Genomic DNA, 11464 nt, shown 5'->3' with positions numbered 1-11464 from the left:
GGAGACCGATGTCCCCCACAATCGTGATCATTCTCATCGTCCTCGTGCTGCTGCTGGTCGCCGCCATCGTGTTCGGGGTCCGCGCCGGCCGCCGCAAGAAGCTGCAGAAGACGTTCGGACCCGAGTACGACCGGGTGGTCGGCGACGCGGACAGCCGCGCCGAGGGCGAACGGGAGCTGCTGGAGCGCCAGAAGCGGCACGCCGAGCTCGAGCTCAGGCCGCTGTCGGCGGAGTCGAAGGCCAAGTACTCGGTGGCCTGGGAGGAAGTGCAGATCCAGTTCGTGGACGCGCCGGAGCAGGCCGTCTCCACCGCCGACGAGCTGGTGACCCGCCTGATCGCCGAGCGCGGCTACCCCACCGGCGACTACGACGACCAGCTCGCCAACCTGTCGGTGGCGCACGCGCGCACGCTCGGGCACTACCGTGACGCTCACGCGATCAGCGAGCGCAGCAAGAGCGGCGAGGCCGACACCGAGGACCTGCGCCAGGCGCTCGTGCACTACCGTGCGCTCTTCGCCGACCTGCTCGGGGAGAATCCGGTCAAGTCGGAGGGCGCGGCCACCCCGGACACCGACCCCAAGGTGCCGTCCCAGAAGATCAATGACCACGACAGCGACGTCGCGGGCTCGCGTCCCGACGCCACGAGCCGCTGAGGAGTACGACGATGCGTTTCTTCTCCAACGACTCCCGGGACTCGGCCGACGAGCAGGCCCAGGAGGACCGTCCCGACCGCGTGCAGTCCGACCCGGTCGCAGTGCCGGGCCAGCGCCCGCCGTCGCCCTGGTCCAACGCGCCCGCCGAGGCGAACGCCGGCGACGCGACCGGCACCGTGCCGGCCCGCGACGACCGAGATGACCGCGCCGACCGAGATGACCGGACCGACCGGGACGACCGCAGCCAGCCCGAGTTTCACGAGCCGGGCCCGCAGCCGACCGCCTTCGGCGCGTCGACCGTCGGGGGTGCCGTCGCCGCGTCCGCGGTCGCCAACCCCCTGAACGACCAGTGGGACTCGACGGACCGCGTCTCGGCCGCCGACTCCGGCGTCGGCGACGACCGCATGGTCGCCCCCGGTGACGGGTCGGTGGAGTCGCCTTCCGAGAGCAACACCCGCACGTACGCGAGCAGCACCGCGACCGACGATGGGACGGGCATGCCGCAGGCCGGACCCGGCACCGGCCAGGACGACGTGGTGGACGTGGCGCTGGACGACCACGGCACGTTCGACGACCCGCAGGTCAAGGACGACCCGCAGGTCAAGGACCGGGCCACCGAGACCACGACGGACACCGGCGCGCAGACCGCCCCGACGGACGCCCACCCGGCGCTGAAGGACGAGGGCGGCTTCGACGACCCGAAGGCGGTGGACCCGGTGACGGACGAGCCGCTGGACCGGTCCGCGAGCGACGACTCGGCCACGACCACGGCACCCGCCGCACCCGTTGCCTCCGCCGCCGACGACAGCCCGGCCGTGGTCGCGGCGGCGGTCCCCGCGGCCGCCGTCACCTCGGCTCCGGCGTCGGCTGCTCCGGCCGCCGCGGCTTCGCCTGCCGCCTCCGGGCCGGGAGAGGGCTTCTTCGCCGCCGCCGACGCGCAGGGCTTCCAGGAGCGGTGGCGTGACGTGCAGCTGCGCTTCGTCGACAGCCCCAAGGAGGCCACCGACGAGGCCGCCAAGCTCGTGGAGGAGGCCGTCGACCGGCTGACCGCGAGCCTGCGCTCCCGCAAGGAGGGCATCGCCGGGGACGGCGACGACACCGAGGCGCTGCGCGTCCAGCTGCGCGGCTACCGCGACATCCTGAACCGGATCCTCGGCCTCTGAGGCACGCCGGCACTGGGAGACTGGGCGGGTGCGTGCTTCCCGCCTGGTCTCCCTGCTGCTTCTGCTGCAGACGCGCGGCCGGATGACCGCGCAGGAGCTCGCCGACGAGCTGGAGGTCTCCGTACGGACGGTGTATCGCGACGTCGAGTCCCTGGGCGCCTCCGGGGTGCCGGTCTACGCCGATCGTGGCCCGGCCGGCGGCTACCAGTTGCTCGACGGCTACCGCACCCGCCTCACCGGGATGACCGGGGACGAGGCGGGTTCGCTGTTCCTGGCCGGCGTACCGGGGCCCGCGGCGGAACTCGGTCTGGGATCGGTGCTGGCCGCGGCGGAGCTGAAACTGCGCGCCTCGCTGCCGGGCGAGCTGGCCGGCCGGGCGGATCGGGTACGCGAGCGCTTCCACCTGGACGCGCCGGGCTGGTTCCGCGCCGACGAGCCGACGCCGTTCCTGGCCACCGTGGCCGATGCGGTGTGGCAGGAACGGCAGCTGGAGGTTCGCTACCGCCGGTGGAAGGCGCCGCGGGAGGTGACCCGTACGCTCGCGCCGCTCGGCGTGGTCCTCAAGGCGGGACGGTGGTACCTGGTCGCGGCGGCGGGTGAGCGGGTGACGGCCTACCGGGTGGTGAACATCCTCGACGCCCACCTCCGCGACGAACCGGCGACCCGGCCGGCGGGCTTCGACCTCGCCGCGTTCTGGCGGGAGTGGACGGACCGGTACGAGAGCAGTGTCTACACGGCCACGGCGACCGTACGGATGACCGCCGAAGCGCTGACCCGCATGGCGTACATCTTCCCGCCCGAGATGTCCCGCGTGGCCCGTGCGGAGGCGACGGAGCCGGACGAGGCCGGATGGCTGACCACGCGCGTACCCATCGAATCGGTCCGGCATGGACACATGGAGCTGCTCAAGCTCGGGGCGGACGCGGAGGTGCTGGACCCGCCGGAGCTGCGGGAGCGTTTCGCGGCGACGGCTCGCGGGCTGATGGCGACCTACCACCCGGACGAGGGGGCATGATCGGGGCATGACAATGCCCGACGACGTGCTCGCGTACAACCGGCAGCTCATCGCGACGTTCCGCGCCGACGCCGGTGCCTCCATCGGTGACCGGCCGTTGCTGCTGCTCACCACCCGTGGACGGCGCAGCGGCGAGCCCCGGACGAGTCCGATCATGTACGTCCGCGCCGACGGGCGGCTGTTCGTGGTCGCCTCCAACGCCGGGGCGGCCGAGGACCCGCAGTGGTACCGGAACCTGCTGGCCGACCCGGCCGTCACGGTGGAGCTGCCGGGCGAGACCTTCCCGGCGCGGGCGACACCGCTGTCCGGTGAGGACTACGAGCGGCAGTGGGACCGGATCACCGGGCAGCACGCGTTCTTCCTCGAGCACCAGCAGCGAGCGGGTGACCGCCGCATCCCGATCGTGGAACTCCACCGGGACTGACCCGCGAGGTCAGGCTCCGACGAGCTTGCCGGAACCGGCACCGGCGTCAGCATCGGCGTCGGTGGCGGGCGGGTCGGGCTCGGCCGGCGGCTCGGACTCGTCGTCGGCCGGCGGCGGGGCTGTCTCCGTCGACTCCTCGACCGGCGGCGTACTCGGCCCGGAGTCGTCGTCCGCGGGCGGGGTCGATTCGGCCGGGTCGGTCGCCGGCTCCTTGGAGGGCGACGACGAGGGCGTCGGCGACACGGCCGGCGGCTTCACCCGGCCCTCGGTACGGATGGTCTCCGTCTTGGCCTTCGGCTCGGTACGGATGATCTGCGTCTGATCGGTCGGCGCGTCGCCCGCCCCCGAGCCGCCCTTGGGCTCGGTGGTGGTGTCCTGCTGCACGGTCACGGCGGGCGGCCGCGCCGGTGTCAGCGTCGCGTCACCGAACTGCGCGCCCAGCCACATCGCCGGTCCGAGGCCCACCGCGACGATGGCCCCGAAGAGCGCCATGGGTCCCCGTTCCATCAGCGCCCCTCCCCCCTGTTGTGTGGCGATCATCGCCGATCCGCGTGGCCTACTTCTACCCAGTTCCGCGAACGGTAAGCGAACGACACCGGATTCCAGTGTGACCGCCGGTGATGCTTCCGCTACGCGATCGTCAGGGATTTGACCCTCTTGTGATTACACGGCCCGGCGCGGCCGATCGGTTCACCTTGGGCGGATGACTATCGGGTACGGGACAGGAACGCGACGGCGTCGTCGAGGGCCGCCCAGCCGCCCGGCAGCTCGTCGGAGTCGAGGGCGGTTCGTACACCGATCGTCGAGCCGTCGCGGAGGACGAGGTCCCAGCTCCGGCGGCGCACCTGCGTGGCGTTGGCCACCTCCGCGTACGGGACGAACCGGGTTCCCGGGGCAGCGGCCTCCCGCTGGGCACCGTCCGCCGCGGCGAACTCGGCAAGCCGCCGCTTCGCGGAGCCGTTCTGCGACCGCGGCAGCCCGGGGAGCAGGAAGAGCCCGGTGTCCACCACCAGCACGTCCGTACGCGACCCGTCCACCACGAGGTTGACCACGCCGCCGACGACCTCCGGCCGGGCCTGCTCGCCGTCACCCGCGGGCGCGGCGGCGACGTCGATCCCGAGGCCGGCCAGCTTCTCCCGCGCGGTCGCCACGGTCGCCGGGTCCACGGCCATCGCGGCGAGCCCGCCGAGGTCCAGGTGCGAGCCGTCGGCCGCGACCAGCTCGGCGGTGCCCGTCCAGCTGTGCCGCCAGCGCGCCGCCCCGCTGTGCAGCGCGGCGAGGGCGAGCAGGAGCGTGACCAGGTCGATCACCCGGTACGCGGTCTCGTCGGCGGGCAGCCCCGGGAAGACCGACTCGGCGATCTTGCGCAGTCGGCCGTCACCGGCGAGCTCCAGCACGTCGTCGGCGGTGGACACGGTGCTGCCGGCGGCCCGCGAGACCGTGGTCAGGGCGGCGTCGGCCTCCCGCTGCATCTCGACGGTCCGCGCGGCGCCGAAGAAGTCGTCCCAGCCGACGGTGGCTCGGCCCTGAGGCGGGAACGCGACGTGCTGCAGCGCGCGCCCCAGGCCGGGCAGGTCGGGAATCAGCTCCGGCTCGGCCTGCTCCCCGCCCGAGGCCTCGTCGGTCGCGCCGCCGGCGTCGGTTGTGCCGGGCTCGTCGGTGGTGCCGGGCTCATGGGTTTTTCCGGGCGCATCGGTTGGGCCGGGCGCGTCGAGGGAGCTGGTCGCGTCGGTGGAGCTGGTCGCATTGCTGGGGTCGGCCACGGGGGCGGGACCGGTCGCCGGGGCGGGAGCGGTCGAGGTGGCGAGCGCGGCGAGGCGGTCCTGGACGGGCGGGTGGGTGTCCCAGGTGGACGGTGGGACCGGTTCACGGGTGCGCAGGACCGCGATCTCCTCCGCCCGGGCCGCGAGCACCCGCAGGAAGCCGCCGAAGATGTCGTCCGGGACGCGGCCCGCCTGCCAGCCCGGGCCGAGGTATTCGGCGTGGAACACCCGGAGCAGCGCGTCCAGCGCGGGCAGGTCCTGCAGGACGGCCGCGGCGGTGCGGGGGCCTGCGTACTCGGCGGCGATGCGGTCGGCCTGGAGCTCCTGGGCGCGGCTGAACGGGGCGTCGATGCGCCGGTAGAAGCCCGCGTACGACCTCAGCAGCGGGCCGGCCGGGTTGCGGCGGGAGATGCGGGGCACCACGCGGGCCACCACGGTGCGGCCGCGGTAGGCGACCGGGGCGAGGCGGCCGAAGCGGGGCGAGAAGTGGCCGAGCTCGTGGGCGACGACGGCCTTGAGGCGGTGGGTGTCCCACGCCTGCAGCAGCGGCAGGCCCAGGTAGAGGTCGCGGCGGCCGCCCGCCAGGCCGAGCAGGCGGGTGCGCTCGATCAGCTTCGCGGCGGCGTCGGCCACGATCGTCACCCGGTCGGGCGCGCGGGTGCCCGCGGCCGCCGCAGCGCCGTCGACGAGCTCCCACAGCAGCGGGGCGTCGTCGCGGGCGACCGGGATGCCGACCGGGTGGGGGCGGCGGGTGTGCAGGGCGCGCCAGGTCGCATACGCCATGACACCGACCGTGGCCATGCAGACCGGGAGCCCGATCCGCAGCGCCGCCGCACCCGGCAGCATCGAGAGCACCAGCAGCACCGGCACCACGACCAGCGCGAGCTGCGCCGCGGCCACGGCCAGGAAACCGGCCAGCGCGGCGGTCGAGGCCCACACCCTGTTCCGCACCGGGAAAGCCTAGGGGGCCCCGGCGACAGTCCGTCGGGCAGCATCGCCCCGACCCACGCCGGCGTACCGCTGAACACGTGGTTGACGTGCACAAACCCGTCTGCGGAAGCCGTACATATTTAAGGAAGATTTTCGCCGGGCCGCCGGCGGATTCGGCGGCGGTGACCCGCGCACGGGTCACCGCCGCCGCGTCATGAGGAGGACGATGGCGCTGCGCGGCACGTCGGTGCGACGGCGCCCGTCTGGAAGCGCGCTCCCGCCGGGCCGCCGGCTGTCAGGTGGGCCAGGCGATCTCCGGGGACGGGTGGTAGGCGACGCTCTGGTGCTGCCAGCGCGGGCCGAAGGCGGCCAGCCGGCGGCGGAACGACTCCCAGTCCCGGGTCTCCCGCGGTGACCAGCCGATCTCCGCGATCGCCGGGAGCCGCGGGAACGTCATGGTGAGCACGTCGTCGAGGCTGCGCAGGGTCTCCGACCACAGCGGCGCCTCCACGCCGAGCAGGGACTCCTCCCCCACCCCGGGCAGCCGTTCGGCCGGGTCCCAGCCGTACGCCTTCTCGACGCCGAGCACGCCCGCCCAGTCCAGCCCCAACGGGCTGTCCTCGGTGTACTTCATGTCCAGGTACGTGCGGTCGGCCGGGGACATCAGCACCTTGCCCCCGGTCGCGGCGGCGCGGGCGGTGCCGTCGTCGGCGGCCTCGATGCGCCAGTACTGCGTCACCGCGGACGGCGGCAGGTCGACCGTGGCCATCTCGTGCCAGCCGATCGGGCTCTTCCCGTACGCGGTGACGAGCGGCAGCACCCGCTCGATGAACGTCCGGTAGTCCTCGGCCGTGGTGGCCTGCGCCTCGTCGCCGCCGATGTGCACGTACGGGCCCGGGGTCAGCGCCGCGACCTCGCGCAGGACGTCGGCCACGAACGCGTACGTCTCGTCCTTGCCGGCCACGAGCGAGCTGTAGCCGACCTCCACGTCCGTACGCTGCGGCGGCGCGACCCCGTCGGCGGTGAGTTCCGGGTACGCGACCTGCGCGGCGTTCACGTGCCCCGGCATGTCGATCTCCGGGACGATGGTGACGAAGCGCGCGGCGGCATACTCGACGATCTCGGTGTAGTCGGCCTTGGTGTAGAAGCCGGGGCCGACGCCGTCCACGCCGGTACCGTCGCCGCCGCTGATCGCGGTGAGCTTCGGCCAGGCGTCGATCTCGATCCGCCAGCCCTGGTCGTCCGTGAGGTGCAGGTGCAGGTGATTGATCTTGAACTGGACGATCGCGTCGATGAACGCCTTGACCTCGGCGACGGTGAAGAAGTGCCGGGCCACGTCGAGCATCGCCCCGCGGTAGCCGAACCGGGGCGCGTCCACGATCGTCCCGCCCGGCAGGGTCCACGCGGCCTGCTGCGGCGTGCCGGTGTAGATCTCCGCCGGCAGCAACTGGCGCAGAGTCTGCACGGCGTTGAACAGCCCGGCCGACGCCCCCGCGGTGAGCCGGACCCCGCCGGTCGCGATCTCCAGCCGGTACGCCTCCGCGGCCAGCCCGGCGTCGAGACTCAGCGTTATCGCGCCGTTGTCGCCGACGGGCAGCTCGAACCCCGTGGCCGGGCGCAGGACGTCGGCCAGGTACGCCGCCACGTGCTCCGTGCCGGGGGCCGCGCTGATCGCCGTACCCGCGTCGAGCGTGAAGAAGGCGGCCGCATCGGGCCGCACCTCGCCCGGAGCGGGAATCACATCGCCCAGTTCTCTGGTCACCACTACGCCCTTCTCGTAGGGGCCGTCCCCCGGCCCGCCGGAAACTCTAAACCCTCTTTCCAGTTTCTGGGCGGCCCGATGAACAGCGTCACGCCGCCGTTACTCTTCTCGGCATGGCGATCACCACCCGCCGCGCCGACCCTGCCGACGCGCCGGCGCTGCACGACCTCGCGGCCCGCACCTTCGGCCTCGCGACCCCGCCCGGGACGCTGCAGAGCGACATCGAGGCATTCGTCTCCCAGCATCTGTCCCCCGACAGCTTCGAGCGATACCTGGCCGACCCGGCCAGGATCCTGCTCGTCGCCGAGGACGAGGACGGCAAGGCTGTCGGGTACGCGATGCTCATCGGCGGAGCGATCACCGATCCGGAGCTGGCGGCGACCGTGGCGGCGGCGGGCGACGGGGTGAGCATCGAGCTCAGCAAGTTCTATGTCTCGGCGGACAGCCACGGCACCGGGGTCGCCTCGACGCTGATGACGGAGACGCTGGCGGCGGCCGCGGGGACGGGGGCGGCGACCTGCTGGCTGGGGGTCAACCAGCGGAACGCCCGGGCGGCGAAGTTCTACGCGAAGCACGGGTTCGAGATCGTCGGCACCAAGCGGTTCCTGGTCGGCGAGGTGTGGCACGACGACCACGTACGGGCCCGGCGCCTCTGAGCCCGCAGGTCAGGGGTGGCGGTCGGCCGGGGTGCCGAACCAGGCCGCCGTGCCGGGCTCGAGCGCGCACTCGATGCGCCGGCGGGTCAGGTCGCCGATCGGGGGCAGGTCCGCCAGCCGGAACCAGCCCACCGCCAGCGACTCGTCGTCGTTCACCCGCGCCTCGCCGCCGGCCGCGCGGCAGCGGAACGTGATGTCGACGTACTCGGTGCGGTCGCCGTTGGGGTAGGTGTTCGGCGGCTGGGTGAAGACGCTGGTGATCCGTTCGGGGACGACGTGGACAGCCGTCTCCTCGTACACCTCGCGGACGACCGTCTCGGCCGGCTGCTCCCCCGGGTCCATGACCCCCGCGATCAGCGACCACCGGCCGTTGTCGGCGCGCTGCCCGAGCAGGAGCCGCTGCTCGTCGTCGAACACGACGGCGGTGACGCCGGGCAGGAGCAGCAGCCGGTGACCGACGACCTCCCGCAGGCTGTGCAGGTACGGCGAAATGGGCATGTCCGGAAAGATAGGCGCCGCCGGAGCGGACGCCCGGGCACCGGCATGCCGTGTCGAGGGTGACCCGGCGCGTCACTTCACCAGGGGGCGCACCTCCTCCGCGACGAAGCGGATGAAGCCCTCGGGCGACGGCTCGTCCAGCGTCGGCTGGAGGATGACCGTGTCCGCACCCGCCGCGGCCATCTGCTCGACCACCGCGGCGATGTCGGCCGCGTCACCGTGGGCACCCAGCCAGGGAGCGCCGTACTTCTCGCGGTCACGGGCCAGGCGGTCGACGGCGTCGGGGCCGGTGGCTGCCGGCATGAAGACCACGACCTCATGCCCCTCGGGCGGCTGGATGTGGGTGCGGGCCTCGCGGAGCGTGTCGGGCGTGGTGCTGCCGGTCAGGATGGTGCCGTCGGCGAGCTCACCGGCGAGACGGAGGGTCTTCGGGCCGGTGCCCCCGATGAACACGCGGGGCGCCGTGGCCGGCGGCCAGTCCAGCTTGACGTCGTCGAGGCGGACGAAGCGGCCCTCCGTGGTCACCGGCTCGCCGCTGAGCAGGGACTTCAGGGCAGTCGTGTACTCGCGGAGCAGGGTCATCGGCGACGCCGCCCGCGCGCCGACCTGACCCATCCACTCCTGGACGCCGTGGCCCAGGCCGACGATGGGGCGGTCGCCGAACATGCGATGCAGCGTCGCGACCTCCATCGCCGTCACCGCGACGTTGCGGAACGGCACGGGGAGGATGCCGATGCCGACTTTGAGCCGGGTGGTGACGGCGAGCGCCGCGGAGGCCGCCGAGATGCCGCCGGCGAGGAAGGAGTCCTCCCACAGCCACAGCTGCTCGAGGCCCGCTTCGTCGGCCGCGCGGGCCGCATCGGGCAGTCGCTCGGGAGGGTTCTGGGGCAGGAAGATCGCACCGAGATCAGTCACCGGTCCATCGTCCACGGTGCCTGTGACAAAATCCGCCCCGTTTCGAGCAGCGTCTTCAAATTCGACAGGACGGCGGGCCATCCGCTCGCCACGTCGGCGTGTTCCTGCTCGGTGGCCAGGTTCTCGTGCGTCACGGTCAGCCGTACGATCTCGTGGAACGCCTCGATCTCGAAGGTGACCTGTGACGACTCGCTCGGGTCGGCGGGGTCGGACCAGGTCGTGACCAGGCGTACGGGTGGCCGGCTCTCCACGACCGCGCCCACGACGTCGGCGATGCCGGAGCCGTCCGTGCGACGGTGCTCCCACCGGGAACCGGGCTGCCAGTCCGAGATGTTGGCGTGCCCCCAGTAGCTCGCTGTCAGGTCGGCGTCGGTCAGCGCGTGCCAGACCTGCTCCGGGGTGCTCTCGATGTAGGTGACGTAGACGTACGTGGGCCGGTCGCTCATCGCGCTCTCCGCTCTGCGTTTGACGGCGCTGAGGGCCCGCAACCGCGGGCGCTCGAACCTGTCGATCCAGCGCTCCTGCATCTCGTGCAGCGGCACCGGGTTGAGGTAGTGGACCTTCTCGCGCCCGCGGCGCACCGTGCTGACCAGGTTGGCCGCCTCCAGCAGGGCCAGGTGCTGGGTGGCCGACTGCCGCGTCATGTCGACGTGGCCGCACAGCTCGCCCAGCGTCCGGCCGCTGCGCTCACGCAGCAGGTCGAGCAGCTGGCGACGGGTCGGGTCGGCGAGGGCCTTGAACACCAGATCCATACGCCAAGTTATGCAGGCATATACCTGCATGTCAATCCCGCCGATCGGGTTACCCCGATGGAGTGACGTACCCGTTGACCTCCCGCGGCCGCGGACGAAGACTCCGGGTGTTCTCGACGGCGGGAGGCCGTGCCATGGGGGAAGAACCTCCGTACCTGATCGAGCCCGGCGAATCACCACTGTCGGTCACCGCGGACCGGGACGGCTCCTTCGTCGACATCACCGTGACGGGGCACTGGACGGCCGCACTGCAGACCGCTGCTACCCGTACGCTCCGCAAATGCCTGGCCGAACGCCCGGCCGGCATCATGGTCGACCTGCACGGTCTTGTCGATCCGGCGGGCGCGAGCGTGCCGACCTGGATCTCCGCAGCCGAGGCCACTCCGGCCGTACGCCTCGCGCTCTGCCTTCCACGGGAGTCCGCGCTCGCCGCGGCGCTGCGCTCGGCCGACTGCAAGTCGGTGCTGGAGACGCCCGAGGAAGCCCGCGCGGCGCTGACCGAGAACTGCCCGCCTGCCGAGGTCATCCGGCTGCGCCTGACACCCTCGCCCGAGGCGCCGTGCGAGGCCCGCAACCTGGTCGGGGACGCGTGCCACGAATGGGACCTGCAGGCGGTGCTGCACCCCGGGCGGGCGGTGATGTCCGAGCTGGTGGCCAACGCCGTCGAGCACGCGCGTACGGACATGGACATCTCAGTCTCCCGGCGCGGGACCGCGCTCCACCTCGTCGTCCGCGACCGCACCCGGCAGCTGCCCCGGGTTCTCGACCTGGCGCCGGTCGAGCCGGGGCTGCCGCTCGACGAACGGGGTCATGGGCTGCGGGTGGTGCACGCGGATTCGACGGCGTGGGGCGCGATCCCGGTCACGGACGGCAAGATGGTGTGGGCGACCGTACGCGACCGGGCGGGGCGCCCGCGCCGCTGGTGAGCCGGTG

The 11464-nt window shown here is 72.9% G+C and carries 12 protein-coding genes; 6 read left to right on the top strand and 6 right to left on the bottom strand.

Annotation, left to right across the window (positions count from 1 at the left end; genetic code table 11):
- Positions 1-8 precede the first annotated feature (8 nt).
- The 4 genes from IT780_RS31260 to IT780_RS31245 are packed head-to-tail and all read left to right on the top strand — an operon-like array spanning position 9 to position 3255.
- Positions 9-653: a hypothetical protein gene (locus tag IT780_RS31260; RefSeq protein WP_199515410.1), complete on the top strand. Its 645-nt coding sequence runs from the start codon at positions 9-11 to the stop codon at positions 651-653.
- Positions 654-664: 11 nt separating this feature from the next.
- Positions 665-1816: a hypothetical protein gene (locus IT780_RS31255; RefSeq protein ID WP_199515450.1), complete on the top strand. Its 1152-nt coding sequence runs from the start codon at positions 665-667 to the stop codon at positions 1814-1816.
- A 28-nt stretch (positions 1817-1844) separates the two neighbouring features.
- Positions 1845-2831: a helix-turn-helix transcriptional regulator gene (locus IT780_RS31250; RefSeq protein WP_199515409.1), complete on the top strand. Its 987-nt coding sequence runs from the start codon at positions 1845-1847 to the stop codon at positions 2829-2831.
- A 7-nt stretch (positions 2832-2838) separates the two neighbouring features.
- Entirely contained in the window at positions 2839-3255 is a 417-nt protein-coding gene (locus IT780_RS31245) for a nitroreductase/quinone reductase family protein (RefSeq protein WP_199515408.1), read from the top strand.
- A gap of 9 nt (positions 3256-3264) precedes the next feature.
- Here IT780_RS31245 and IT780_RS31240 read toward each other — a convergent pair whose 3' ends face one another.
- From IT780_RS31240 to IT780_RS31230, 3 genes are all read right to left on the bottom strand, one after another.
- On the bottom strand, positions 3265-3762 hold the full coding sequence (locus tag IT780_RS31240) for a hypothetical protein (protein WP_199515407.1): 498 nt from the start codon (positions 3760-3762) through the stop codon (positions 3265-3267).
- Positions 3763-3962: 200 nt separating this feature from the next.
- Positions 3963-5969, bottom strand: a complete 2007-nt coding sequence (locus tag IT780_RS31235; protein ID WP_307831476.1) for a M48 family metalloprotease — start codon at positions 5967-5969, stop codon at positions 3963-3965.
- 274 nt (positions 5970-6243) lie between these two features.
- A complete protein-coding gene (locus IT780_RS31230) occupies positions 6244-7710 on the bottom strand; it encodes a beta-N-acetylhexosaminidase (protein ID WP_199515406.1) in 1467 nt (488 codons plus the stop codon).
- 113 nt (positions 7711-7823) lie between these two features.
- Here IT780_RS31230 and IT780_RS31225 point away from each other — a divergent pair, with 113 nt between their 5' ends.
- The gene (locus IT780_RS31225; RefSeq protein ID WP_199515405.1) at positions 7824-8366 is read left to right on the top strand and encodes a GNAT family N-acetyltransferase; all 543 of its coding nucleotides are present in this window, start codon (positions 7824-7826) and stop codon (positions 8364-8366) included.
- 9 nt (positions 8367-8375) lie between these two features.
- On the opposite strand, the gene IT780_RS31220 is transcribed toward IT780_RS31225, so the two are convergent.
- From IT780_RS31220 to IT780_RS31210, 3 genes are all read right to left on the bottom strand, one after another.
- Positions 8376-8864, bottom strand: coding sequence for an NUDIX hydrolase (locus IT780_RS31220; protein ID WP_199515404.1), 489 nt, complete (start codon positions 8862-8864; stop codon positions 8376-8378).
- A gap of 72 nt (positions 8865-8936) precedes the next feature.
- A complete protein-coding gene (locus tag IT780_RS31215; RefSeq protein WP_199515403.1) occupies positions 8937-9779 on the bottom strand; it encodes an LLM class flavin-dependent oxidoreductase in 843 nt (280 codons plus the stop codon).
- A complete protein-coding gene (locus IT780_RS31210) occupies positions 9776-10531 on the bottom strand; it encodes an ArsR/SmtB family transcription factor (RefSeq protein ID WP_199515402.1) in 756 nt (251 codons plus the stop codon). Before IT780_RS31210 ends, IT780_RS31215 begins: the two co-directional genes overlap by 4 nt.
- A 134-nt stretch (positions 10532-10665) precedes the next feature.
- Between IT780_RS31210 and IT780_RS31205 the strand changes: the two genes are divergently transcribed.
- Positions 10666-11457 (top strand): ATP-binding protein, encoded by a 792-nt coding sequence (locus IT780_RS31205; protein WP_199515401.1) that lies wholly within the window; start codon positions 10666-10668, stop codon positions 11455-11457.
- The last annotated feature ends 7 nt before the right edge of the window (positions 11458-11464 follow it).

Source organism: Nucisporomicrobium flavum (genome assembly GCF_016464385.1).
GTDB lineage: Bacteria > Actinomycetota > Actinomycetes > Mycobacteriales > Micromonosporaceae > Actinoplanes > Actinoplanes flavus_A.
Note: the sequence above shows the minus strand (reverse complement) of the source record. Positions and strands in the feature narration are given on the sequence as shown.

Excerpts from the sequence above, each read along its gene's own strand:
- IT780_RS31245 (WP_199515408.1), top strand. The coding sequence starts at position 2,839 with ATGACAATGCCCGACGACGTGCTCGCGTACAACCGGCAGCTCATCGCG.
- IT780_RS31255 (WP_199515450.1), top strand. The coding sequence starts at position 665 with ATGCGTTTCTTCTCCAACGACTCCCGGGACTCGGCCGACGAGCAGGCC.
- IT780_RS31225 (WP_199515405.1), top strand. The coding sequence starts at position 7,824 with ATGGCGATCACCACCCGCCGCGCCGACCCTGCCGACGCGCCGGCGCTG.
- IT780_RS31240 (WP_199515407.1), bottom strand. The coding sequence starts at position 3,762 with ATGGAACGGGGACCCATGGCGCTCTTCGGGGCCATCGTCGCGGTGGGC.
- IT780_RS31220 (WP_199515404.1), bottom strand. The coding sequence starts at position 8,864 with ATGCCCATTTCGCCGTACCTGCACAGCCTGCGGGAGGTCGTCGGTCAC.
- IT780_RS31210 (WP_199515402.1), bottom strand. The coding sequence starts at position 10,531 with ATGGATCTGGTGTTCAAGGCCCTCGCCGACCCGACCCGTCGCCAGCTG.
- IT780_RS31260 (WP_199515410.1), top strand. The coding sequence starts at position 9 with ATGTCCCCCACAATCGTGATCATTCTCATCGTCCTCGTGCTGCTGCTG.
- IT780_RS31205 (WP_199515401.1), top strand. The coding sequence starts at position 10,666 with ATGGGGGAAGAACCTCCGTACCTGATCGAGCCCGGCGAATCACCACTG.